At 74.4% G+C, this 24,341-nt stretch carries 23 protein-coding genes; 11 read left to right on the forward strand and 12 right to left on the reverse strand.

Going from position 1 to position 24,341, the window contains the following annotated elements; all coding sequences use genetic code 11:
• Positions 1-24 precede the first annotated feature (24 nt).
• Positions 25-975, forward strand: coding sequence for an alpha/beta fold hydrolase (locus tag IFT79_RS12145; RefSeq protein ID WP_192124413.1), 951 nt, complete (start codon positions 25-27; stop codon positions 973-975).
• A 131-nt stretch (positions 976-1,106) separates the two neighbouring features.
• Positions 1,107-1,826 (forward strand): acyl-CoA thioester hydrolase/BAAT C-terminal domain-containing protein, encoded by a 720-nt coding sequence (locus tag IFT79_RS12150; protein ID WP_056046797.1) that lies wholly within the window; start codon positions 1,107-1,109, stop codon positions 1,824-1,826.
• An 11-nt stretch (positions 1,827-1,837) separates the two neighbouring features.
• Here IFT79_RS12150 and IFT79_RS12155 read toward each other — a convergent pair whose 3' ends face one another.
• The 4 genes from IFT79_RS12155 to IFT79_RS12170 are packed head-to-tail and all read right to left on the reverse strand — an operon-like array spanning position 1,838 to position 3,978.
• The gene (locus tag IFT79_RS12155; RefSeq protein WP_192124415.1) at positions 1,838-2,359 is read right to left on the reverse strand and encodes a GNAT family N-acetyltransferase; all 522 of its coding nucleotides are present in this window, start codon (positions 2,357-2,359) and stop codon (positions 1,838-1,840) included.
• Entirely contained in the window at positions 2,338-2,604 is a 267-nt protein-coding gene (locus IFT79_RS12160) for a hypothetical protein (protein ID WP_192124417.1), read from the reverse strand. Before IFT79_RS12160 ends, IFT79_RS12155 begins: the two co-directional genes overlap by 22 nt.
• The gene (locus IFT79_RS12165; protein ID WP_192124419.1) at positions 2,601-3,197 is read right to left on the reverse strand and encodes a hypothetical protein; all 597 of its coding nucleotides are present in this window, start codon (positions 3,195-3,197) and stop codon (positions 2,601-2,603) included. The genes IFT79_RS12160 and IFT79_RS12165 overlap by 4 nt, the downstream gene beginning before the upstream one ends.
• A 58-nt stretch (positions 3,198-3,255) precedes the next feature.
• A complete protein-coding gene (locus tag IFT79_RS12170; protein WP_192124421.1) occupies positions 3,256-3,978 on the reverse strand; it encodes a DUF805 domain-containing protein in 723 nt (240 codons plus the stop codon).
• 73 nt (positions 3,979-4,051) lie between these two features.
• Between IFT79_RS12170 and IFT79_RS12175 the strand changes: the two genes are divergently transcribed.
• Positions 4,052-4,639, forward strand: a complete 588-nt coding sequence (locus IFT79_RS12175) for an acetyltransferase (protein ID WP_192124423.1) — start codon at positions 4,052-4,054, stop codon at positions 4,637-4,639.
• Between the two features lie 102 nt (positions 4,640-4,741).
• On the opposite strand, the gene IFT79_RS12180 is transcribed toward IFT79_RS12175, so the two are convergent.
• The 3 genes from IFT79_RS12180 to IFT79_RS12190 are packed head-to-tail and all read right to left on the reverse strand — an operon-like array spanning position 4,742 to position 8,507.
• Positions 4,742-6,328, reverse strand: coding sequence for a glycosyltransferase family 2 protein (locus IFT79_RS12180; protein ID WP_342211839.1), 1,587 nt, complete (start codon positions 6,326-6,328; stop codon positions 4,742-4,744).
• A complete protein-coding gene (locus IFT79_RS12185) occupies positions 6,325-7,563 on the reverse strand; it encodes a hypothetical protein (RefSeq protein WP_192124425.1) in 1,239 nt (412 codons plus the stop codon). The genes IFT79_RS12180 and IFT79_RS12185 overlap by 4 nt, the downstream gene beginning before the upstream one ends.
• Entirely contained in the window at positions 7,560-8,507 is a 948-nt protein-coding gene (locus tag IFT79_RS12190) for a WcbI family polysaccharide biosynthesis putative acetyltransferase (protein ID WP_192124427.1), read from the reverse strand. The genes IFT79_RS12185 and IFT79_RS12190 overlap by 4 nt, the downstream gene beginning before the upstream one ends.
• Positions 8,508-8,715: 208 nt before the next feature.
• Here IFT79_RS12190 and IFT79_RS12195 point away from each other — a divergent pair, with 208 nt between their 5' ends.
• The 4 genes from IFT79_RS12195 to IFT79_RS12210 are packed head-to-tail and all read left to right on the forward strand — an operon-like array spanning position 8,716 to position 13,173.
• Positions 8,716-9,933, forward strand: coding sequence for a glycosyltransferase (locus IFT79_RS12195; RefSeq protein ID WP_192124429.1), 1,218 nt, complete (start codon positions 8,716-8,718; stop codon positions 9,931-9,933).
• The gene (locus IFT79_RS12200; protein WP_192124432.1) at positions 9,930-11,177 is read left to right on the forward strand and encodes a glycosyltransferase; all 1,248 of its coding nucleotides are present in this window, start codon (positions 9,930-9,932) and stop codon (positions 11,175-11,177) included. Before IFT79_RS12195 ends, IFT79_RS12200 begins: the two co-directional genes overlap by 4 nt.
• Positions 11,174-12,340, forward strand: a complete 1,167-nt coding sequence (locus IFT79_RS16940; RefSeq protein WP_192124434.1) for a glycosyltransferase — start codon at positions 11,174-11,176, stop codon at positions 12,338-12,340. Before IFT79_RS12200 ends, IFT79_RS16940 begins: the two co-directional genes overlap by 4 nt.
• Complete coding sequence (locus tag IFT79_RS12210; RefSeq protein ID WP_192124436.1) at positions 12,337-13,173, forward strand: galactosyltransferase-related protein; 837 nt, start codon at positions 12,337-12,339, stop codon at positions 13,171-13,173. Before IFT79_RS16940 ends, IFT79_RS12210 begins: the two co-directional genes overlap by 4 nt.
• 153 nt (positions 13,174-13,326) lie before the next feature.
• Here IFT79_RS12210 and IFT79_RS12215 read toward each other — a convergent pair whose 3' ends face one another.
• On the reverse strand, positions 13,327-13,611 hold the full coding sequence (locus IFT79_RS12215; protein ID WP_043595140.1) for a hypothetical protein: 285 nt from the start codon (positions 13,609-13,611) through the stop codon (positions 13,327-13,329).
• A gap of 155 nt (positions 13,612-13,766) precedes the next feature.
• Between IFT79_RS12215 and IFT79_RS12220 the strand changes: the two genes are divergently transcribed.
• The 3 genes from IFT79_RS12220 (at position 13,767) to IFT79_RS16710 (ending at position 19,198) form a co-directional block, all read left to right on the forward strand.
• Entirely contained in the window at positions 13,767-14,102 is a 336-nt protein-coding gene (locus IFT79_RS12220; protein ID WP_123570612.1) for a hypothetical protein, read from the forward strand.
• A gap of 112 nt (positions 14,103-14,214) precedes the next feature.
• Positions 14,215-15,606 (forward strand): LCP family protein, encoded by a 1,392-nt coding sequence (locus IFT79_RS12225; protein WP_192124439.1) that lies wholly within the window; start codon positions 14,215-14,217, stop codon positions 15,604-15,606.
• Between the two features lie 130 nt (positions 15,607-15,736).
• A complete protein-coding gene (locus tag IFT79_RS16710; RefSeq protein WP_192124441.1) occupies positions 15,737-19,198 on the forward strand; it encodes an SdrD B-like domain-containing protein in 3,462 nt (1,153 codons plus the stop codon).
• Positions 19,199-19,258: 60 nt separating this feature from the next.
• Here the strand turns inward: IFT79_RS16710 and IFT79_RS12235 are convergent, their stop codons facing one another.
• From IFT79_RS12235 to IFT79_RS12250, 4 genes are all read right to left on the reverse strand, one after another.
• Positions 19,259-20,242 (reverse strand): alpha/beta hydrolase, encoded by a 984-nt coding sequence (locus IFT79_RS12235; protein ID WP_199736218.1) that lies wholly within the window; start codon positions 20,240-20,242, stop codon positions 19,259-19,261.
• The gene (locus IFT79_RS12240; protein ID WP_342211840.1) at positions 20,235-21,812 is read right to left on the reverse strand and encodes an MFS transporter; all 1,578 of its coding nucleotides are present in this window, start codon (positions 21,810-21,812) and stop codon (positions 20,235-20,237) included. Before IFT79_RS12240 ends, IFT79_RS12235 begins: the two co-directional genes overlap by 8 nt.
• Before the next feature lie 142 nt (positions 21,813-21,954).
• Positions 21,955-22,965: a helix-turn-helix domain-containing protein gene (locus IFT79_RS16945; protein WP_173151550.1), complete on the reverse strand. Its 1,011-nt coding sequence runs from the start codon at positions 22,963-22,965 to the stop codon at positions 21,955-21,957.
• 252 nt (positions 22,966-23,217) lie between these two features.
• Complete coding sequence (locus IFT79_RS12250) at positions 23,218-23,688, reverse strand: GNAT family N-acetyltransferase (protein WP_056046772.1); 471 nt, start codon at positions 23,686-23,688, stop codon at positions 23,218-23,220.
• Positions 23,689-23,739: 51 nt separating this feature from the next.
• Between IFT79_RS12250 and IFT79_RS12255 the strand changes: the two genes are divergently transcribed.
• Positions 23,740-24,336 carry a TetR/AcrR family transcriptional regulator gene (locus IFT79_RS12255; RefSeq protein ID WP_056046770.1) on the forward strand — a complete coding sequence of 199 codons (597 nt, stop codon included), beginning with the start codon at positions 23,740-23,742 and terminating at the stop codon, positions 24,334-24,336.
• Positions 24,337-24,341: the final 5 nt, after the last annotated feature.

Genomic DNA, 24,341 nt, shown 5'->3' on the forward strand with positions numbered 1-24,341 from the left:
TGAGCTGGTGACTACGGTGGCCGCATGAGCCACCCGCCCCACGACCCCTACCGGACGGCCTTCCTCGAGACGACCGACGGCGCCTCGCTCTACGTCGAGGAGTCGGGGCGTCCCGACGGCGTCCCCGCCCTCTGGTTGCACGGCGGGCCCGGCGGGTCGCTCGGTCAGGGCGGCTACCGACGGTCGTTCGATCCCCGGGCCTATCGGCTCGTCGGCATCGACCAGCGCGGTTCTGGGCGCAGCACCCCGAACGTCGTCGACGACCTGGCCCACCTCGCACGGCACACGACGCCGCGACTCGTCGCCGACCTCGAGGAGGTCCGTGAAGGTCTCGGCATCGACAGCTGGGTCGTCGGCGGGGTGTCGTGGGGCACGACGCTCGCGCTGGCCTACGCCGAGGAGCACCCGGACCGCGTCCGAGCCCTGGCGCTCATGGCGGTCACGACCACGAGTCGCGACGAGGTCGACTGGATCACCGAGGGGGTCGGACGGCTCTTCCCCGAGGACTGGGCCGTGTTCGAGCGCGAGAGCAGGAGGCGCGACGACGAGAGACCGGTCGACGCCTACGCGAGACGGCTGGCTTCCGACGACGCGGCCGATCGTGCGGCGGCCGCGGCGAGTTGGGACCGGTGGGAGAGCGTCCATGTCAGCCTCGACGATCCCGGGTCCCGCGGGCGGGGGCATCTGGGACCCGGCCGGCGAGAGGCGTTCGCCACGCTCGTCACCCACTACTGGAGCAACGACGGCTTCCTCCCGGGCGAACGGTCGATCATGGCGCGGCTGCCACGGATCGCCCAGGTCCCCGCCGCGTTGGTGCACGGTCGTCGTGACGTCAGCGGGCCGGCGATCACGCCGTGGCTCCTGCACCGTGCCTGGCCGGCGAGCACCCTCACCGTGGTCGAGGACGAGGGGCACGGCGGCCCGCGTCAGGTCGAGGTGCTCAGTGCCGCACTCGACGGGTTCGCCCGGCGGTGACGACTTCGTCTGCTCTGCCCGCCGTGCCCGGCATGCGTCGGGCCGACCTCGCACGGCCCGAAGGGGTGCGTTGGTTACCGGCCCAACCGTCGGGCGACGGCGTCCTCGTGCTCGCGGGGTCGAGTGGACGGGTGGACGGCGAGCGCGCCAGGCTCTTTGCGGCGCACGGCGCATTGGCTGAGTCGATCCGGTGGTTCGGAGGCGAGGGTCAGAGCGCCGGGCCGTGGGACGTCCCGCTGGAGACCTTCGTGGACCGTTTGGACGCCCTCGCCAGGGAATGCGACCGGGTCTGGATCGTCGGGACGTCGTTCGGGGCGGAGGCCGCCCTCGCGACGGCCGCCCGCGCGCCCGGGGTGTCCGGTGTGTTCGCGTTCGCCCCGTCGGACGTCGTGTGGGCGGGGTACGACCCGGCCGGTGCCGAACACTCGCACTGGACATGGGGTGGGGCGCCCATACCGTTCGTACCGATCGACCAGGAGTATCGGGGGACGGAGGAACCTCCTCGGTTCTCCCCCGTGTACGAGCGGTCCCGAAAGGCGTTCGCAGACCGGGTGGCGGCGGCGGCGATCGAGGTGGAGCGCATTGCCGAGGTCGTCGTCGTCGCAGGGGGCGACGACCAGGTGTGGTCGAGCTCGCTGTACGCGGAGAACATCCGGTGTCGCCGCGCAGACCACGGCGCCGACACCGTCGTGGTGGCTGGTGCCCTCGCCGGGCACCGAGCGATCCTGCCCGGGGAGTCGTTGGTGCAGGGCGGCATGGCCATGCGACGTGGGGGCACGGAGGTCGCGGACCGGGAGCTGGGGACACGCGCGTGGCGTGCGATCACCGCGATGCTCGCGGCATCGCGCTGACGTGCTCGGCTTCACGTCGAGTCGTCGACCCGCTGGAAGAGGACGTGGTCCTGCCAGCGGCCCGCGATCTCGAGGTAGGACGGCGCGATGCCGTACTGCTCGAAACCGGCCTTCTGCAGGACCCGCTGTGAGGCGACGTTGTGACGGAGCGTCCCCGCCTGGACACGGTGGAGGCCGGCGTCGCCGAACGCCCAGTCGACGGCCTCGCCGACGGCCGAGGTCATGATGCCGCGCCCGTTGCGGTCCTCCGACAGCCAGTAGCCCAGGTCACAGGACCGGAAAGGGCCGCGGGCGATCCCGCTGAGGGTCAGTCGGCCCAGCACGGCACCCTCGTCGACGATGACGAACGGCTGCGCCTCACCCCGGGATCGTTGCGCCAGCAGCGACGAGATCACCGACAGCTGCCCCTCGGGCGTGAAGTAGGCGTCACCGCGCACGGGGTCCCAGGGCGCCAGGAACTCACGGTTGCGCGTCAACGCCCGGGCCAACTCGGGGGCGTCTCGCGGCTCGATCAGGCGGAGGTGGGAGGACACGGGTTCACGGTACCGCCGGAGACGCGGCCCGATGCCGTCGTCGTCGTCGCCGTCGTCATCGGGACGGCCTCGGGTTCGTGCTCGCCCCACGGGGCGCCGTCCTCCGTGCCGGGCTCCAGTCCGTAGAGATCGAGTGCGTTGAGCCCGACGAGCACCCGGTCGACGAGGTCCCGCCAGGCCTGACTGCGGCGGGGTTCGTCGACGTCCGCCTCTCGTCGACGGAGGAATCCGCGGACGGCCCTCACCGCGCCTCCGGACGCCCGGCCTCGTCGAGCGCGCGCAGCAGCGCCTCGCCGTCGCGCACGTCCACGAAGGTCATCGGCAGCGGGGCCATGACGCCGTCGAGGCCCGTGTTGGTCAGGCCACGCTGCCGTGCGCCGAACGCGGTGTTCCCCGTGATCGAGTCCGTCCAGTCGACGCTGACGTGGGTGCGGGCCCGGGACCACGAGACCTCCTGGTTCTGCTGCTTCGCCGGCGCCTGGTGGACGGTCGACCCGACGACCAGGAACGACCTCTGGTCGGTGACCGCGTAACCCGTCTTCGCCTTCCGGGCCCGCTTGAGCAGGAACCTGCCGACCACGAAGAAGAGGCCGATCGCGACGAAGACCCCACCGAAGGCGACGAAGAACCACGACGCCCCGTCGCGCAGCGCGGAGACCTCCCAGAAGATCGCGAACCCGCACCACAGCAGGCTGAACGGCACGAGGAACAGGTCGTTGCGACCGAAGGTCACGCTCTCGTCCGGGCCGCCCGACCAGAGCAGGTGCTCGCCGGGGCGCAGCTCCGGCTGGACGAGGGCACGTCGGTCGTCGGGCACGCGGGCGTCGGGAGCGCTCATGGTCGAGAAACTACCGTGACGCGTCCGCCGCCGTCACCGCGCCCGGGCTGGGGTGCCGTCAGGCCCGGGGCCGGTCGAACCGGGCGCCGCCGGGCTTCGGGCCGAGCAGCGACAGGATGAAGATGACGAATCCGCCGAGGTACGGGACGAGGTTGATGAGCAGCAACCACCCGCTGAGGTCGATGTCGTGGAGTCGCCGCGCTCCGAGGGAGAGGAACGGCACGATCGTCCCGAAGAAGAGGATCGCGAAGACGAAGCCGAAGGGGATGAAACCGGGTCCGGGTTCGAGGGTGCCGTCGTAGTCGGTCGTGCTCCCCGGGAGGCCCGCGAGGAACCCGACGATGCCGAGGACGAAGTAGAGGACCGTGTTCGCGAGGACCACCCACCAGTACTCGCTGCGGCTCGCGCGCCCCGTGAAGTCGGCGTACTTGAGGAAGAACCGCTTCACCGCGACGACCGGGCCCGCCCCGTACAGCGGCGCCCAGAGGGGGACCGCACCACCCGGGGCGGAGGGCGACCCCTGCGGCGGCTGTCCGTACGAGGGCTGTGCATACGAGGGCTGTCCATACCCGGGCTGCTGCTGCGGGTGGCCGTAGGGCTGCTGCCCGTACGGCGGAGGCGTCGGCTGCCCGTAGGGCGGCTGCTGCCCGTAGGGCGGAGGCGACTGCTGCCCGTAGGGCGGGGACGTCGGCTGCCCGTAGGAGGGCTGCCCGTAGGGCGGCTGCTGCGGCTGCTGCGGCTGTCCGCCCCGCTGGTCCGCTCCGTCGTTCTGGTCGCTCATGAGATCCCCCTCGTCCGCGCCGCCCACCGCGACCCGACCACCCTACCGAGCGGGGGCGTCGTACCATCGGACCGTGAAGACACCGGCCGTCCTCCGTGACGATTCGCCCGAGGCCGCCGCGCTCCTCCGCGCCGGGTGGACCGTCGCGGCCCGGTCGTTCGGTGCCCGGCTCGACGGCGACCGCGTCGACCGTGACCGCCTCCGCGCCCTCGCGTCCGGCAGGGTCGCCGACGTCACGACCCGCGAGCTCGGTCCGCACGACGTCGACGACGTCCTCGCTCTCGACGCGCAGACCCTCGACGGCTACCCGGGCAGCGTGGCCACACGGCACGAGCCCTTCGACCGGTCGTCGGCGACACCCGGACCGACCCGCCGGGCCTGGGGTGCCCTCACGTCGACGGGTCGCCTCGTCGGCCTGACCGCCGTCGACCTCGACGGTCCCACCGCCGAGACGGACGTCACCGTCGTGCACCCCGATCACCGCGGTCGAGGCCTCGCCGCGGCGGTCAAGGCCGCGTCGGTGCTGGCCCTCCTCGACGCCGGCGTGCTCCGCTTCCGCACCGGAGGTTCGGCCGACAACCCCGCCATCGTCGCCGCGAACGCCACCCTCGGCTACGTCGTCGACGAGGGCTGGCTCACCCTGGTCGCACCCACCCCCTGAACCACGATCGAGTGGTCCCGAACCGTCCTTCGTCGGTCGACGAACGACGGAACGGGACCGTTCGACGCGGCACGCGGCACGCGGACGGGTGTGAGCCCGGGATCAGCCCCAGCCGCCGAGGTAGGCGGCGACGCTCGGCTCGCCCGTGACGGGCGTCAGCCAGTCCACGGAGGCGCGGTGCGAGACGAACGCGACGCCCGCCCCCCAGCGTCGGGCGCGCAGGGCGGCGCGACGCGACTCGACCGTCACGAGCACGCGGCCCGACGGGTCCCCCAACTCGAGCGTGCCGAGCGACCCGACGCCCACCGCGTCCGTCGCCGTCCGCAGGTCGCGCGCGACGTCGTCCCCGAGGCCGACCGCAGCGGCCAGGGCTTGCACCCGGCCGTCGTCCGAGCCGCCGGCCTCCACCGCGGGCAGCACCCGCACGGGCCCGTCGAGCGTCACGAGCACCCGGGCACCGGCCAGCGCCGCGGCGGCAGCGTCCGACGAGCGGCCCCGCACCCGCTGGTCCGCTTCGAAGACCGGGGCCACGTCGTCCGGCACCACGACCGTCACGTCCGGCATCGCCGCCAGCACGCTGTCCACCGCGACGAACGCTGCTCCGGCCGAGATCGAGGTCCCGACGGCGGCGACCAGGTCGACGCAGACGTCCACCGCGCGACTGCGCACTCCGAACCCGCGCGAGCCGCGCACGGCGATCAGATCGGCGAGGCGCAGGGTCTCGCCGTTCTTCTCGGCCTGACGCCGCGCCTCCTGGTCCTCGCGAGCGACCGCCGACGCCGCCGAAGGCGCCGAGTCCGCTGGGTCCGCCGAGTCCGCCGACCCCGCCGACCCGCCGCCGCCACCCGTCGCCCGTCCCGCCCAGTCCGGCCCGTCGTGCCATGCCACGGCGCCCGGCACGTGCGCGAACACGCCGCCGGCGAGCCACGCGCGGTGGGCCCACTCCCAGTCCTCGCCGCCGTAGCTCGTGAACGATTCGTCGAAGCCGCCGACCTGGTCGAAGAACCAGCGGGTGCAGCAGGTGACCGCCCCGATCAGGTGGCGGTACGACCGGTCGTCGGCGTGCAGCAGGTCGGCCGACCAGCCGTACGCCTGCTGCAACCAGCGCGGCTGCTCCAGCTCGTGGGCCGGCCCGGCCACCTCGACCGGCTCCGACACCGGCACCGGCACGGCCACGCCGTCACCGACCCCGCCGTCACCACCCAGCACCCCGGCGAAGTCCGCGTGCTTCCGCTGGCCGACCGTCACCGCCTCGGGGGCGAGCGCCGGCAGCCGGGTCAGCCGCAGCACGTAGTCCGGCTCGGGTGACGTGTCGGCGTCGACGAAGCACAGCACCGACCCCGACGACGCGGCGACGCCGACGTTGCGGGCGGCCGAGAGCCGGAACCCGAGGTCCTCCTGCACGATCAGCCGCACCCCCTCGGGCACGGTGGGTGGCGTCGGCGATCCGTCGTCGACGACGATCACCTCGAGCCGTTCGGCCGGGTAGCTCTGACGCGCGAGCGCCGCCAGCGTCCGGTCGAGCTCGGCCTGCTGCCGGTAGTGCACGACGACCACCGACACGAGCGGCGGCAGGTCGGGCCACACCCCGTCGAGGGCGTCCCACGCGTTGCCGACGACGAACCGTCCGCCCGCAGGAGGCGCGGTGTCGGTCGCGTCGGACACCGGCGACCCGGCGTCGCGGCTCACCAGCGCACCCCCTCGGCCCACCACGCCGCGTAGGCGTCGGCCACCTCGTCGAGGCCGGGCAGGGTCCGGGCGTCGTCGTCGAGCCAGGTCGACGCCGGGTCGGCCAGGGCGGTCGCGATCGCCGTCGCCAGACCGCCGTCGGGGTAGAGCGTGAGCGTGCCCGGCCGGAGGGCGGCCATCTCGCGCGAGTACCTCGTGTCGGGCACGAGCGGTCGTCGCCCGGCCGCGATCCAGGTCGCGATCGATCCGGAGGCCGACACGTGCTGGTGCGCCGCCACGGGCACCGACGCGCGCCGGGCGCGGTCGAGCAGCGTCGCGTCGTCGAGGTAGCCCGTCGCGCCGAACGGCACGCCGAGCGCTGCCGCCTCGTCGACCAGCTGCTGCAGCTCGGCCTCGTGCCCTGAGGAGGCGCGGCCGAGCGCCACGACGCCGGTCGCCCGCGCGTCCGGTCGCGTCGCCCCGCTGCCGCCCCGGTCGCCGGCGGCGTCGAGCCGCGCGGCCGCGAGTCCGGCCACGGCCGCCACCACCTCGGCGTGCCCCTTGCCCGGGTAGAAGAAGCCGATGACCGCGACGTCGCCGTCCGGCTCGGGGAGCCAGGCCGGCCCGGCGGGCCCGGGGAGCCCGTCCGGCCCGGTCCGCTCCGGCGGCAGGGGGTGCCGGTCGACCGGCAAGGGGATCACCTCGACCGGGCCGTCGAAGCCGACCCACTCGCGCAACAGGGAGCGCTCGTGGTCGCTGTTGACCACGACGCCTCGCGCGGCGGCCACCACGCGACCGTAGGCCTCACCGCGCCTCCTCAGGTTGCGCTCGCCGTCCGACGGCTGCGGCAGGTCGTGCAGGGTGACCGTGAGCGCCGTCGTGTCGGCCAGGTGCTCGACGACGTCGGCCGCGGCGGACGGCGAGGGGCCCCAGAGCCGGTCGGTGAACTGCAGGTGGGCCCGCGGGACACCGACGTCGACGCTGTCGGCCGGGCGCGCGTCGTCGCCCTCCTCGACGTCCGGCACGTCGAGGAGGTCGGCGACGTCGAGGGCGAGGTGCCGACCGGTGCGGGCCTCGACCGTCGCGGCGATCTGGGCCGCGTAGGTCGCGACGCCGTGCTGCGGATCGTGGTGCGTGACCACCACGGGCAGCTCGACGAGGTCGATCGTGGCCGCCGCACCGTCCCGCGCGGTCGACCGGGCCGAGTCGCGCGCGGTCGCCTCGCGGGTCGAGGGATCGACCGCCCCGCCGCTCACGCCGCACCCCACAACGCGAACGTGTCGGCGTGCCGGGCCAGCGCGGCCTCGACCGCGTCCGGGTGCTCGGCGTACCAGGCGAGGTGTGCCCGGCGGACCTCGTCGGCGTCGACGCGCTCACCGCCGACGACCCAGTGGTCGGTCGCCTCGTCGTCGAGGCCCCAGGCGTCGATCACCGCCTGCTCGCGCGGGGCGTGAACGCTCGAGAGCACGGGTCGGCCCGGGTCGACGACGTGCTCGGGCAGGCCGAGGCGCTCGCGGACGCGCGAGGCGAGGGCCGTCCAGACCGGGTTGCCGGGATGGTTCAGGGTGCGCATCTGGTCGAAGCGCGGCGTGCCGGCCCCGTCGGCGCCCGCGCCGACCTCGAACAGGTCCGACGCGACGACGCTGTCGTGGGCGACCTCGCGCTTCCGCAGCTCGGCCAGCGACTGCTCGGCGACCGACCGGACGACGGCGGGCGTCAGGGCGCCTCCCGGGAGGGGCCGCCCGGCGGCCTCGGCGATCAGCCGGACGTCGTGGTACTCGACCACGGGCGGCACGAGCGAGACGTCGCTCGGCGGGCGCACGATGACGTGCGCGGGGTAGAGGCCCGCGAACCGGACGACGGGCACCCGGACGACCCGCGCCTCCCGGGGCAGCATCGCGGCCAGCTGGGCCGTGCCGAGCGGGAGGTCGTGGTAGTCGTCGCGCACCGGTTGCGAGACCAGCAGCCCGGCCCGGCCGAGCCACCGGCCGAGCTGCGGCAGGTCGGCGGCCGTGAGCTCGTGCACGGGCGGCATCCGGACGGTCGTGAGGCCCCCGCCGTCGAGGAAGATCCGCAGCGACTCGGCCTGGCAGTTGCCCACCACGAGGGCGATCGACCCGTCGCCCTCCGGCTCGCTCAGACCGTAGAAGTCGCCGTAGTGACGGGTGCGGCCGTCGGGTTCGGTTCGCTGTTCGGACATGCTTCCCTCCGGCCCGCGCTCGGAACGGACAAAGGGGGTCGCGCGGGCCTATGTTGAGTCAACAGCGACTTCCCCGGTCGCGTCATCCTTTCCCGCCGCCAGCCCCGGCACACCTCACCCGCATCGTCGCGGGTGCTCGTCGTCCCGCGAGACAGGCCTCGCGCCGGTCCGCCACGGCGAGCGACCTGATCACGCCGAGGAGGCCCCGATGACCCATCACGCCCCGACGTCGCCGTCGACCACGGCCCCCGCGTCCGACGAGACCGTCGTCGTCGCGCCCCTCCGCGTGGCCTCCGTCCCGGCCGGCCACCCGTACGTCCGCTCGTTGCTCGACCCCGACGACGCCTCCGGCCGCGTCGTCCACCTCGCCGACCCGCTGCCCGACCCCGCCGAGCCGGACCGCTGGTGGCCCCCGGTGGTGCTGGACGCCGACTGGCTCCGCGCCCACGCCGACGAGATCGACCTGCTGCACGTGCACTTCGGCACCGAGTCGTACCCGACCGACCACCTCGTCGCCGTCGTCGAGGCCCTGCGCGACCTGCGCCTGCCGCTCGTGTACACGGTGCACGACCTGACGAACCCGCAGCTCGTCGACCAGGCGCCCCACGTCGAGCACCTCGACGTGCTGATCCCGGCCGCCGACGAGTTGATCACCCTCACCGACGCGGCCGCCGACGAGGTCGAGGCCCGGTGGGGTCGTCGCCCGACCGTCATCGCGCATCCGGCCATCGTCGACCCCGAAGTCGAGCTGCCGGTCGGCACACCTGGTGACACGGTCGTCGTCGGGGTCCACCTCCGCGACCTGCGCCCCAACGTCGCGGGCGTCGAGACCGTCCGCACCCTGCTCGCGGCGGTCGACGCCCTGCGCGCCACCGGTGCCGTCGTGGAGGCGCGGGTCGACCTGAACGAGCGCGTGCGCGACCCCGAGCAGGCCGAGCGCATCCGCGAGCTCGTCCGGGCCGCCGGCCCGTCGGCGACCCTCGCCGAGCACCCGCGCCTGACCGACGCCCGGCTCGAGCGGTCGCTCGCCGACCTGGACGTCTCGGTGCTGCCGTACCGCCACGGCACGCACTCGGGCTGGGTCGAGCTGTGCTGGGACCTGGCCGTCCCGGTCGCGGCGCCCCGCGTCGGCCACGCCGCGGCGCAGCACCCCGACCGTGGGACCACCGCCTCCTTCGACCTCGACGACCCCGCGTCGCTGGCCGCGGCCGTCATCGCCCTGGTCAGCCCGCACGCCGTCGACGAGACCGCCGACGCACACGACGCCCCGGCCCGGGTGCCGGCCTCGCGCCGCGGCACCCCGCACCGCGCCGCCCTGCAGCGGCAACGTCGGTCCGTGCGGCGACGACAACGCCACGACGTGGCCGCCGCGCACCTCGCGGTGTACGAGCGCGCCCTCGCGACGGTCGCGGCGGTGACGGCGTGACCCGCGCCTCCCGTCCCCTGCGCATCGTCGTCGTGGCGCCCCTGCGCTACCCGATCCGCGAGCCGTTCGCCGGCGGCCTCGAGTCGTCGGTCCACCACCAGGTGCGCACCCTGCGCGAGCGCGGCCACCGCGTCTCGCTGATCGCCACCGAGGGGTCCGACCACCTCGACCAGAGCCCGCCCGAGTTCGTCCTGCCCGCCGTGGTCTTCGACGACCCGGCCGAGGCGACCGACACGACCTACCCCGTCGGCTACCTCGAGCGCGCGCTGCCGGCGCTCGAACGCGCCCTGCAGTTCGTCGCCGACCACGCCGACGACTACGACCTCGTCGACAACCACAGCCTGCACGGCGCCCCGCTCGCCCGGGCCGACCGCATCGGCGTGCCGATGGTCAGCACCCTGCACACGCCGACCCTGCCCGCCATGCTCGCCGCGCACCGCTCGTCCACCGGGCCGCGCAGCCGCTTCGTCGCCGTCAGCGGCCACACCGCCGCCGCCTGGGCGAGGGAGGGCGTCGAGGCGAGCGTCCTGCCGAACGGCGTCGACACCGAGCGCTGGGGCTTCGGACCGGGGGGCGACGACCTCGTCTGGTCGGGACGCATCGTCCCCGAGAAGGGGCTGCACCTCGCCCTCGAGGTCGCCCGTCGCGCCGGGCGCCGCCTCGTGATCGCCGGCCGCATCGGCGACGTCGACTACTTCGAGACCGAGGTCGCCCCGCACCTCGGAGCCACCGCCCACTACGTCGGCGAACTGCGCCAGCCCGAGCTCGCGGCCCTCGTCGGCCACAGCGGCTGCGCCCTCGTCACGCCCGTGTGGGAGGAGCCCTTCGGCCTCGTCATCGCGGAGGCGCTGGTCACCGGCACGCCGGTCGTCTCGTTCGCCGTCGGGGGAGTCCCCGAGGTCGTGGCGGGTTCGGTCGGGGCCGCCCTGGTCCCCGCCGGCGACCTCGACGGCATGGCGCGTGCCGCCGACGACCTGCTGCGTCGGGTCGGGACGGACGTCGACGCCCGCCGCACCGTGCGGCAGGACGCCGTCGACCGGTTCTCGCTGCGAGCCCGGGCCGCCGTCCTCGAGCGGCTGTACGCCGACGTCGTGGCCTCGGACGAGCGCGTGCCGGGCACGTCCGCCGTGGCCGCGACGGAGGCGACCGGCGTGGGTGGCCGGCACCGTGCCTCCTCGTCCCTCGCCGGCGGCCTGTCGGCCGTGCGCCCGGCCGGCACGGGCCGACGGGTCGTGACGGCGTGACCTCGACGGTCGCCCGCCCCCTCGTCGGCTGGTACGTGCACCACCACGGCGCCGGGCACCGCACCCGCTTCTCGGCCGTCCGGCCGCACCTCGACGCCGACGTCGTCGTCTTCAGCTCGCTGAGCGCCCCTGTCGACCTGCCGGACGACACCACCTGGGTCGAACTCGAGCGCGACGACGCCCCGACCACGGGCCCGGACGGCGTGGTCCGTCACCCCGCCGACGCCTCGCCGACCGTGGGCGGCCTGCTGCACTGGGCCCCGGTGGGGCACCCCGGGCACGCCTCCCGCCTGGGCCGCATCGCCGGGGAGATCGCCGGGGCCGCGGCCGGCGGGCGCCCCTTCGACGCGATGGTCGTCGACGTCTCGGTCGAGGTGACGCTCTTCGTGCGGCTGCTGGGCGTCGAGGTCGTCGTGGTCTCGCAACCCGGCGACCGCACCGACGAACCCCATCGACTCGCGTACGACGCCGCGTCGCGCGTGATCGCTCCCTGGCCTGCCGGGACGCACGACTCGTCGGCGCTCGACCGGGTCGCCGAGAAGGTGCGCTGGGTCGGCGGGATCTCGCGGCAGGACGGGCGCGGGGCCTCGGACCGCGGGTCGGCCGTCGTGCCCGGCAGCGTCCTCTTCGTGGGCGGTGCCGGCGGCAGCGACCACGGGGACCTCTCGGCCGCGGTCGCCCGCGCGGCTCGGGCCACGCCCGGCACGACCTGGTCGGCCCTCGGGCTCGACACCTGGGTCGACGATCCGTGGGAGGCCATGACCTCGGCCGAGGTGATCGTGACCTGGGCCGGCCAGAACACCGTCGCCGACCTCGCCGCCCTCGGCGCACGTGCCGTGGTCGTGCCGCAGACCCGACCCTTCGACGAACAGCTCACGACCGCCCGGGCGCTCGACCGGGCCGGTCTCGCCGTCGTGGCGCCGTCCTGGCCCGCCGACGACGAGTGGCCGTCGGTGGTCGAGCGCGCCCGGGGGCTGCGGCCCGACTGGTCGGCGTGGCAGGTCGAGGGGGCTGCCGCCCGCGCCGCCGCGGTGGTCGCCGAGGTGGCCGGTCGGGGCGCGCACGGCGTCGGCCCCGCGCGCGCCGAGCCCGCCGTCGGCACCGATCCCGCCGTCGGCACCGACCTCGCCGTCGGCACCGACCTCGCGGGGGTCGCCTCGTGACCGTCGTGGTGGTGACCCTCGCGTCCGCCACCCGCATGAAGCACGTCGCCAACCAGCTGCGGTTCGTCCGGCAGGTGGCACCCGACGCCGGCCACGTGGTCGTCTGGCTCGACGAGACCCCCGCCCCCGACGTGCCCGCCCTGGCCGGGGTCACGACCCTGCACGTCCCGCCGGGTCCCGACGGCCTGCGCCTCGCCGCCGGACGCAACCGCGGAGCCGACGCGGCCGTCGGTCACGGCGCCACGCTCATCGTGTTCCTCGACGCCGACTGCGTCCCCGGCCCCGACCTCTTCCGCCACTACGAGCAGGCGGCGCTCGACCACCCGGGGGCTCTCCTGAGCGGACCCGTCACCTACCTGCCCGAGGGGTTCGTGCTCGGCACCGGCGAGGGGCTCGAGGGGGCGACCGCTCCGCACGCGGCGCGACCCGCGCCTCCTGCAGGGACGACGCTCGTCGCGGGCGCCGCGGACTATCCGCTGTTCTGGTCGCTGTCGTTCGCGGTGACGCCGGACGCCTGGGCGCGGCTCGGCGGCTTCGACGAGCGATACGAGGGCTACGGCGGCGAGGACACCGACTTCGCGTTCACCGCTCGCTCGCTCGACGTCCCGCTCGTCTGGGTCGGCGGCGCCCACGCGTACCATCAGTACCACCCGACGTCGTCACCGCCGTGGCGCCACCTGTCCGACGTCGTGCGCAACGGCGGCCTCTTCGCCGAGCGGTGGGGCGAGTGGCCGATGGGTGGCTGGCTCGACGCGTTCGAGCGGGCCGGCGCGGTGCGCCGGGCGGCCGACGGCGGCTGGACCCTCGTCGAGGGCGCGGCCGTCCCGAGCTGACCCGCCCCGGGCTGACCCGCCCCGAGTCGAGTAGCCCGCCCCGAGTCACGGGCCGGGATCGCACCGCCGACTGAGCATCGCACCGTCGAAGTGGGCGGTGCGACGTCCAGTCGGCGGTGCGACACCACCCCGCGGAGGCGCGGCGCGGCCGGGTCAGTCGAGCGTGCCCTGGTCGGACGACTTCTTGTGGGCGATGGCGTCGCGTTCGGCGGCGAGGGACGCGACGGTGGCCGGGTCGAGGGCGTCGTAGTCGACGAACGGGTCGGGCTGGCCCGTCTTGTCGGCGACGACCGCCGAGTAGGCCGAGACGGCGAGTCGCAGCTTGGCGGTCGCCCGACCGGCACGCTTGCTCGACAGCGGTTTCTCTTGCATGACCTTGCGGTGGTGGTCGAGCGCCTCGACGAGGTCGCGGTGGGCCGTCTTGAGCTTTTTCGCCATGTGACGATCATGCCCACCCGGGGCCGATCTGCCAACACGGTCGTGGCCGCGGGGGACCGGCCGGGGGACAAGCCGCCGCGAGGGAGGAAGCGAGACCCGGGTGCTTTCACAGCGGGCGGCCACACTGCCGTAACCTCCCGGGCGGACCATCAGGCATGATCTCGCTGACCGGAGTGATCCGCCCCACCGACGAGGTGGCCGTGCTGCACGTCGTCGAGCAGAAGCTCCGGCGGCACTTCCCGGCGTTGAGCGCCGCGTCCGAGGTGCTCGTGCTGCAGGCCTGGGGCCTGCCGGTCCGCGTCACCGAGCAGTTGGCGCGGCTGCGGCTCGACGTCGTCGTGGGCGACCAGGACGAGGCGGCCACGTTCCGCGACACGGTCGGCGCCGAGTTGCGTGGCTGGTCGGGGTCGGGGTCCGGCTCCCTGAGGGTCGACTGGACCGAGGACGTCCTCCCCGCCGTCGCGCCGGCCACGCTCGGCGAGACCGCCTGACCGCGACGGCCGGGGACGCCGACGGGGCGACCTCCGGGGTTTCCCGGCCCGCGCCTCCTATGCTTCGTCCCGACGAGGGTCTCCCGAGCCCTCTCTCGCCGAGGGGGCGCGCATGACCGACGACGGACGCACCGAGCGGGCCCCCGACGGCCACGACGACCCCGCCGATCGAGGAGGCGCGGTGCGGCAGGGCGGGATCGCCCGCCACGGTCGCCTCCGCCGTGGGCACCCCGTGGCGTTCGCGGCGAAGGTGACGGCGGCCGCGCTGGCCGTGGTCCTCGTCAGCACGACCTCGATCGCGGCCATCGCCACGTGGCAGGTGCTGCAGGGCGCGAGGCCCACGGTGCAGCTCGCCGGACCCGACGGGTCGTCCGCCTCGCCGGTGCCGCAGCTGACGGCGCAGACCGGTGAGGTGAACCTGCTGCTGATCGGCACCGACACCCGCGAGGGGCTGGGCACCGGGTTCGACGACGCCGCCAACCAGCAGGCCAGCTCGGGGGCGGGCAAGAACGACTCCACGGTGCTCGTGCACATCTCCGAGGACCACACGAACATGGCGGTCGTGAGCTTCCCGCGCGACCTCATCGTGCCGATGCCGGCCTGCCCGAACGACGACGGCACGGTCAGCCCGGCGACCTCGGGCGCGATGCTGAACACCGCGCTGGGACGTGGCGGACCGAAGAACGGGCTGTCGTGCGTGGCCCAGACGATCGGACAGCTGACCGGACTGCAGATCGACTACGCGGGATCGATCACGTTCGAGGGGGTCGTGTCGATGGCCGACGCCATCGGCGGCGTCGAGGTGTGCCTGGCGACGCCGATCCGCGACACCGAGGTCCAGCCCGCGCTCGACCTCCCGGCCGGCACGCGGACGTTGTCGGGGGCCGAGGCCGGAGCCTTCCTCCGCTCGCGCTACGGGGTCGGCGACTCGAGCGACCTCGGGCGGATCAGCAACCAACAGACGTTCCTCTCGGCGCTCGCCCGGCAGACGGTGTCGGCGGGGACGCTGACCGACCCGACCAAGGTGTTGGCGATCGCGAGGGTGGCGTTCGCGAACATGACGCTGAGCGACACGCTGGCCGACGCGTCGACCCTCGCCAAGCTCGCCCTCGCCGTGAACACGGTCGGGCTGTCGAACATGGTCTTCGTGCAGTACCCGGCGGTGGACGACCCCGCCGACCGCAACCGCGTGCTGGTCGACGAGTCGGCGGCCGCGGTGCTGGACGACGCCCTGCAGCGCAACCTGCCGCTGACCCTCTCGGCGGACAGCCTCGGACGGTCGGCGGTGCTCGACCCGGCCGCCCCGGCCGCGCCGGGTGTGTCGGCGTCTCCGTCCACGGGTGCCGGGGGCGAGCCGTCGCGCGAGGCGACCGACGGGGCGGTCGACGTCGTCCCGGGCGCCGGAGCGACCCCGGCGCCGACGCCCGCACCGACCTCGGCGGCCCTGCCCGGGAACGTCTCGGGCCAGTCCGCCGACCAGGTCACCTGCGCCAAGCGCGACTGACGAGCGGTCGAGTCACCTTCTTCCGGGGGTTCCCCCTGCCTTCGACGCGCCCTAGCATGGCAACCGACATGTGAACTCGGACATGTCACCTTCCGGGTGGCGTGTCGACGATCGGCGAAGGGGCCACACGATGAAGACGACCACATCGATCCGAGGGGTCGGTGCGACGGTGGCCCTGGCCATGGTCACCGCGGCCTTCGCGGCGACACCGGCCGCGGCGACACCGGTCGCAGCGACACCGGTCGCAGCGACACCGGCCGCGGCGACGCCCACCGCCACGGAGCCGGCTGCTCCGACGTCGGCCCCGGCTACCGCCGCCTCGACCGCGACCGTCGACCTCGACATCGAACGCCGCGCCGACGGCAGCGGCCCCTTCACGCCCGCCGAGGGCCCCGGTGCCGACGCCGGCGCCTCCAACGGCATCGTCCGCACCTTCGACGCCATCACCTACCGCGTCACCGTCAGCGCCAACGGCGGCTCGGTGACGAACGAGCGGTTCACCGTGACCGCACCCGACGGCACCACGTGGGCCGGGATGCCGAACACCTGCGAGGTCGACGGCTCCGCGATCGTCGGCCCCGAACTCACCTGCAACGTCGGCACCGTCGGCGAGGGGCAGGTCCTCGCGACCCCGGTCGTCCTGACCATCGACTCCCGGGCCGGCGGCGGCACGGTCGCCATCACGGGCACCGTGACCGGTGACGGCGTCGCCGAACCGGCAGGGCCCGTCACATCCGTGGCGACGACGGTCTCCGCGGCACCGCGCTTCGACCTCGCGAAATCCGTCGCGAACTCCACCTTCCACCCCGGTGTCGTCGGCCCCGACGGAACGGAGGGGACGGTCCTCCAGTACCCCGTGACCGTCGCGTGGGAGCCCGTGGTCCCCGGGCAGGGGCTCCTCGGCTACGAACGCTCGAGCGGCACCTTCACCTTCCAGGACGACGTCTCCCGGATGTTCGGCGACCTGCCGTCCCCCGCGGTCCTCTTCGGTCACGACGGGCGGGCCGCCTGCGGGCTCAACGACGGGCGCACCTTCCCGGTCCTCCCCGGCGGCAGCGGGGGGAGGTCCACGACGGTGCTGCACTCCGGCCGCTTCGAGTGCACGCAGTCCGCTCCGGGGCAGCCCGTCGAGGTGACCATCACGGGCACCGACACCGACATCACGCCGTCGAGGGGCATCCCCTCGCAGAGCGCCACCGGCCAGCCGATCCAGGGGGGCGTCAAGCCCTACGTGATCAGCGGGTACATCAGCATCTGGGTTCCCGCCCTCGACGCGGGCCAGTCCCTCATCGCGACCAACACCTTCACCCCGCTGCAGACCACGGGCATCAGCGGTGCGTCCAACTTCCCGGGCTCGACCGAGCCGCTGGCGAACAACTCGGTCGACCGCAACCTGTCGTTCTTCGTCCCGGGAGGGGGCTTCAAGCACCTCGGCCAGACCCGGGCCGACGGCTCCACCGCCGTCGGCTCCGCGAAGTCGGGAGACCCCTACGTCACCCCCGGGACGCGCCTCCGCTCCCAGGTCTCCCTGGCCAACAGGGGCGTCTCGGACTACGTCGGGGCGATCGCCTGCGACGTCTACGACAACCGCTTCCAGCAGCTGACGACGCTGTTCGGCGAGCACGCCACCACCAACGGGTGGAACGACGGCGTCCGCATCGAGTACGCGGCGTTCTCCTTCTCCGACCCCACCGTCGGTCGGGACGCCACGTGCGACGACTCCGACGGCCCGTGGTACGACAGCCCCGACGACGTACCCGGCGGTGTCGACGCGATCGGGAAGATCCGCGCCGTCGGGACGGTCGCCGGCGGGCGGGCCGGCAACCTCTTCAGCTACTTCGAGGTGCAGGCCGCCCCGAACGACACCCGCGTCCACGACTTCGGCTCGTTCTTCGACGGCACGAGCGCCTGGGTCCACGACACGGCGCCCGCGGCCAACGGTGTCGGGCCGCTGGCCGACAGCGTCATCGTCACGCAGGTCAGGGCCCGGGTCGTGAAGAAGGTCGTCGACCCCGGCACCACCGCCGAGACCACCCCCGACAAGACCGCGTTCGTCGTCGCCGGCACGAGCATGGACTACGCCCTCTACCCGACGCTCACGAACGCGACGGAGGGGGGCCGCCCCCAGGCCCTCACGGTGACCGACGTCCTGCCCGAGCACACGACGTACCAGCGTGGCTCGAGCTCCCTCGAACCGACGAGCGTCGAGACCACGACGATCGACGGTGAGCTCCACGAGACGATCGTCTGGACCCTCGAGGACGTCGTCCCCAACCGTCCGATCGCGCCCCTCACGTACCGGCTCGACGTGTCCGGGACGGCCCCGCCGGGGTCCGTGAACAACACCGCCCACGTCGCCGCCGACGACGACCTGTCGCCCGAAGGGCTCCGCACGGCACTCCGAGGCGTCCGCGTCGAGTCCTCGAGCGGCATCGGCGTCCAGAAGACCGCGAAGGAGCCCACCGTCGTCGTCGGCGACGACCTCGTCTGGACGCTCGAGTACCGCAACACCGACTCCGTCCCCATCGCGGCCGTCGACCTGATCGACGTCCTGCCCACCGTCGGGGCCAGCGGTGGGCAGGTCGACCTCGCCGCCCCGGTCGAGGTCGACCCCGACGCCGGTGAACGCGTCCGCTACACGACCGCCGCCCCGGGCGGCATCTCCTTGGACGGCGACGACCCGAGCAACGCCCCCGGGGGCGACACCGCCTGGTTCGACGCGTCCCGCATCGGGACGGGCGGCGACCAGGTGGCGCTCGAGGACGTCACCGCCGTCCGCATCCAGCGGACCACGGCCGTCGACGTCGGCGAGGTCGTCACGCACGACCTCGCCGCGACGACGACGGAGGCACGTGACGGGGACGTCGTCACCAACCGGTTCGGCCTGCGCGCGACGAACCTCGCGCTCGCCGCGTTCTCGAACCGGGCCGCCATCACCGTCGTCGCCGGAGCCGTCGGCGACCGCGTGTGGGACGACGCGGACGCCGACGGGCTCCAGGGGCCTGCCGAGGCCGGCATCCCGTTCCTCCCGGTGACCCTCACCGGCACCGACGACCGGGGCCGTCGGGTCGAGCGGCGCACCAGGACCGACCTCGCGGGCACGTACGTCGTCGACGGGCTCCGCCCGGGGGAGTACACCGTCGCCTTCTCCTCGCTGCCCGACCGGGCCTGGACCGCACGCCACCAGGGCGAGGACGACACCGTCGACTCCGACGCCGGGCTCGACGGAACCGCGACGGTGGCGCTCTCGACCGTCCTCGAGGGCGACGAGCTCGTCGGGGTCGACCGGGACCTCGGCATCGACGCGGGCCTCCTGCCGGCCGTCGACCCGGGGGAGCCGGTCGATCCCGGTGTGCCGGTCGACCCGGGTGCCCCCGTCGACCCGGGTGCCCCGGTCGACCCGGGGGCACCCGTCGATGCCGTCGGTGCCGCGGGCACGACCTCGGACCCGTCGACCGGGCCCGGAGCGTCACGGGGTGACCGTCTGCTCGCCTTCACGGGCAGCGAACCGGCCGTCCTCGGCATCGCGGTGCTCGGCCTCCTCGGTCTCGGTGCGCTCCTCGCCCTCGCCGCGCGGCGGCGGGACTCCTGAGCGTGTCCCGTCGCCGCCGCGGCGCCCCCTGATCGTGACCGGGCTCCATCTCGGCCCCGATCAGGCGGCAGAGCCGAGGAGGCGCCCGGTCCAGTCCCGCAGGGCCGCGACGGCTCGGCGCGACAGGGTCGCCTGCGGCAGCATGCTCGCGGAGCCGTGGAAGGCCCCCGGCCACACGTGGAGCTCGGCCTGCACCCCGGCCGCCCAGAGCGCCCCCGCGTAGGCGACGGCTTCGTCGCGGAACACCTCCGTGCTGCCGCAGTCGACGTAGGCCGGTGGCAGGTCCGTGAGGTCGGTCGCGCGGCCGGGAGCGGCGTAGATCGACACACCGTCGTCGTCACCACGACGGTCGCCGAGGTAGGCGTCCCAGCCGAACCGGGTCATCTCCCGGTCGGCGACGCCCACCCCGTCGAACTGCCGGGCGGAGACGGTCGCGTCGCGGTCGTCGAGCATGGGGCTGACGAGCACCTGCCCGAGAAGGGCCGGGCCTCGTCGATCACGGGCCAGGAGGGCGGTGCCCGCGGCGAGCCCGCCCCCGGCGCTCTGACCGACGACGACCATGCGGTCGGGGTCGACGCCGAGCTCGTCGGCGTGCTCGGCGACCCAGACGAGACCGGCGTAGCAGTCCTCGACCGGGTAGGGGTCGGGGTGCTCGGGCGCGAGGCGGTAGTCGGGGCTGACGAGGACGACGTCGTGCACGAGCAGCCAGTCGTCGTACGAGTCGAGGTTGCCGAGGTGGTGGCCGAACATCATGCCGCCCCCGTGGATCGCGTAGGCGCAGGCCGCCGGCCCGGTGCGGCCGATCCGCTGGACGACCGCGAGGTCGATCGGGTCGCCGAGGTGCCCGGGGACGGTGATGCTGCGCCTCTCGAGACCGCGGGCGTGCAGTCCTTCGTCGAGCTGCGCCTCCGTCGTCTCGAGCTGTCGCATCCGGGGCAGCATCCCGGTCTCGAGGCGGAAGCGGCCGCGGGCGTCCATCGCCTCCAGGAAGGGCGCGAACTCGGGGTCGAACGGCGGACGGGGCAGGGCGGTGGTGTCAGGCACGGGAGGTCTCCTCGGTGGTGGTGGTGGAACGGGTCGGGGTCGAGAGCGGTCCGGGGGCGGGTTCGGTGCGGCCGGGGTCGCCGCGGCCGGGGTCGGTGCGACCGCTGTCGGCCCTGCCGTCGGCGGCCCGCGCACGGGTCGTCCCGACCGCGACGAGCGCGGCGGCGACGACGGCGAGCCCGAGGGCCGCGACCGTCAGGGCGTCCTGGAACGTGGCCAGACGTGCGGCCGTCCAGGTGGTCGTGGTGATGCTGCCGCCGACGAGCACGGCGACGACCGTCCCGGCCACGGTGACGGCGGCACCGCTCGCGAGCTCGCTCGACGTGTCGACCAGGGCGGCACCGACCGAGGTGCGGTCGGCGGGCAGGCCGGTGAGCACCGAGGCGCCCGCGACGACCCCGACCACGCGCATCCCCGCCGCGACCAGCACGAGCGCGACGAGCACCCACACGTACCCGTGGCGACCCAGGGCGCCGAAGACCGCGAGGCCCGCGACGACCGACGCCGCGCTGATCCCCGCCGCCCGGGCCAGACCGACCCGCCGGACGAACGGCCCGACGAGGCGCCCGCCGGCGAGCAGCACGACGACCTGCGGAAGCGTCCCCACGGCGGCCAGGGCCGGCGGCCAGCCCCAGGCGAACTGCAGCTGGAGCGTCACCAGGTACGAGAGCCCGGCGACGGCGAGGCCCGACGCCGCCTTGAACGCGAGGCCGCTCGACACCAACGGACGGGCGAGCAGCGAGAGGTCGACCACCGGGTGCCGGGCGGACCGCTCCCGGGCCACGAACCCGACGGCGCCGACGACGGTCACGGCGACGCCGAGCCACCCCCACCCGGAGGTGCCACCCGACTCCACGAGGACGGTCGGCGTCACGAGGGCGGTGGACACGGTCGCCGTGCCGAGCAGCGCTCCGGCGACGTCGACCGGGTCGCGTCGGAGCCCCGCGGGGTCGTCCCGGGCGACACCGAGCCCGATGCCGACCAGGGCCAGGACGGCGATCGGCGCGTCGGCGAGCAGCAGCACCTGCCACGGGGCGACGGCCAGCACGAACCCGCCGACCGTCGGTCCGACGGCGAGTCCGACGAGCCCCGCGGTCGAGATGACGGTCAGCGCGCGGACGCGCAGGCCCTCGTCGTCGAAGAGGCGGAACGCCAGCGCCATCGACCCCGGTGTGGTCATCGCGGCCGCGACCCCCATGAGCACGCGAACGGCGACGAGTTCCCCGGTCGTCGTGACCGCCGCGGTGGCGAGGCTCGCCGCGGCCAGCAGGACGAGTCCCGTCATCATCACGCGGCGGCGGCCGACGCGGTCGGCGACGGCGCCGAACAGCAGCATGAGCCCGCCGAAGGCGACCGAGTAGGCGGCGGACACCCACTGCAGCCCCGTCGTCGAAGCGTCCAGCTCGCGGCCGATCGTCGGCAGCGCGACGTTCAGCACCGAGTTGTCGAGCATCTCGAACAGGAACACCGCGGACAACCCGGCGAGGGCGATCCAGGCGTCCGAGAGGCGAGGAGGCGCGTCGCCGGTGCGGAGGCCGGCGCGGCGGATGAGGTGGGGGCTGGGCGACACGAGGGCGCACTCCTTCGAGGGAAGAAGTGGCGGATCGTCCGATGCCGCGTGCGGGTGCGTCGCGGATCGCGACGCCTTTTACCTCAGTGAGGGAGACGATACACGGACCGCCGGCGATGACGGAACCCACGCCTCCGACCGCTCAGCGCGCGAGGGTGTCCTTCGGGTGCTCGCCGAAGCGGGCCAGGTACGCGGCCGAGAACCGGCCCATGTTCCCGAAGCCCCAGCGGCCGGCGACCTCCGAGACGAGGGTCGTCCCCGGGTCGCCCGCGACGAGGTCCTGGCGCACCCGGTCGAGGCGGACGTGTCTCAGGTACTTCGACGGACTGGAGCCCAGGTGCTCGTTCATCAGTTGCTGCAGGGTCCGGGTGTGCATGCCGGCTGCCGTGGCGATGTCCGCCGACGAGATCGCCTGATCGGCGTAGGCGTGGACGTACTCGGCGGCGAGTCGCAGGCGTTTCGTCCGCTCGGTGCGCAGGGTGTCGGGGACGTCGACCGCTCGCCACGGGAACACGTCCAGCAGCGTCCTGACGATCGCCGTCTGGGCGCCGTGGCGGGCGAGGGGAGGGGTCCGCGGGTCGACGATCGTCGGGGTGGCGGCGCCGAGGGTGCGCTGCCAGGCGGCGAGGGCGACGTCGCTCGGCACGGCGGCGTAGTCGAAGACGATCCGTTGCGCCGGCCCGCCGTGGCGTTCGGTGGCGACCTCCTCGAAGAAGGCGCCGTCGATGTGGACGATGCCGTGCCGGTGGGGCGTCATGACGAACGAGAAGGACGTCTCGGTCGGGGTCAGGAACGGCCGGGTGCCCACGCTGGTGAGTTGCCCGGTGGGGTGGTCGATGGTCACGGAGCCCTGTTGGAACCAGGACACGACGTAGTCCCGCGACCACGGGATCGTGCCCTGCAGGTGACCGGTGAAGGTGCCGGTCTGCAGGGCCAGACGGGCGTCGCCGGCGGAGGCGAAGCGGAACGCGAACGGCTCCGAGTCGACGCGGGCGCGGAAGTCCCGGCCGGCGAGGACCGTCTGCAGACTGTCGCGCGCCTCCTCGACGTCGTCGCTCGACCAGGCGTCCCGACGGAACTCGTCGGGTGCGCGCTCGTCCGGTGCGCGCTCGTCGGGCGCCGGTCCGGTCGCGGGCATGTAGGTGCTGGGCACGGTGATCTCCTGGTCCTCCTCTCCGGGTCGCACGCTGGTGGGACGTGGCCTCAGCAATGGGGACGAGGGTCGAGCAGGTTTCGTCACGAATCGCCGACGGGAGGTCTGACGGACACGATGCCGCATCCGCCGGCGGCTGTCCCTACCCCAGAAGACGTGCCCCGCCCCGAGGGGGATGCCCCGCCGCGGGTCGGGAGGGCGCCCGCGGGTCGGCAGGGCGCCTGCGGGTCGACGGGGTGCCGCGGCCGCGGCTCAGACGTCGCGGGCGAAGCAGACCGACTCGGCCGACCCGGCGTACGAGCCGAAGAGCGGGATGCTCTCGTAGCCCTCGCGTTCGTAGAAGCGGATGGCGTCCGGCTGGAGGATGCCCGTCTCGAGCACGATCCGGCGGGAGCCCAGGTCGCGTGCGGCGTCCTCGAGGGCTCGGAGGACGGCGGTCGCGACCCCCGATCCCCGCGCCTCGGGCGAGACGTACATGCGTTTGACCTCGACCGTGGCCGGGCCGACCACCGTGTCGGCGAGAGGGCGCAGGCCACCGCAGGCGATCGGCCGGCCGTCGTCCGCGCGGGCGACGAGGAACACCGGGACGTCGGCCGCCGACGGCGGCGTGCCCGGCTCGTGGTCGTCGCTGCCGTACCGGGCGTCGAGTTCGACCCGCTGTGCGCGGCGGAGGCCGTCGGCGTCGGGGTGGTCGAAGGGGGTCCGGGTGATCGTCCAGCGCATGGGTCGTCCTTTCGTGACAACCGTTACGGTAACATGCGTTACGATCACGGGATGAGCAGGACGCGTGACGTGGACGACACCCGGAGGCGTCTCTCGGACGCCGTGTTCACGACCCTCGCCGAGCGCGGGCCGACGGGGCTCACCCTCCGCGCGGTCGCCGAACGGGCGGGCTGCACCACGGGCCTCGTCCTGCACACCTTCCGGGACAAGCAGGCCCTGCTGCTCCACGCCCGGGACGTGCTCCACGAGCGCACCCGCGAGCGCTCGGACGCGCTCGAGGGCGATGCCGGCGACGCGGTGGCCGCCGTACGCGCCGTCGTCCTGGGCACCCTGCCGACCGACGACGAGCGTCTCGCCGAGGCCCGCGTGTGGGTCGGCTTCCTGGCCGCGGCGCTCGACGATCCCGTCCTGGCCGAGCGGCACGCCCTCGCCAGCCGCGCCTTCGCCGACCGTCTGACGCGACTGCTCGGGGTCGGTGATCCCGGGGGCCACGACGAGGCGGGCACCCGGGCGGCGGCCCTCGTCGCGGCGGTGGAGGGGGTCTCGAGCCTGGCGACCGGCGACCCCGGCCGCTGGACCGCGGCGCGCCAGGTGCAGGCTCTCGAGGTCGTCCTCGCCGCCGCCCTGCGGACCAGCGCCCCGCGGTAGTCGAT

The sequence above is a fragment of the Frigoribacterium sp. CFBP 8759 genome (assembly GCF_014841655.1).
GTDB lineage: Bacteria > Actinomycetota > Actinomycetes > Actinomycetales > Microbacteriaceae > Frigoribacterium.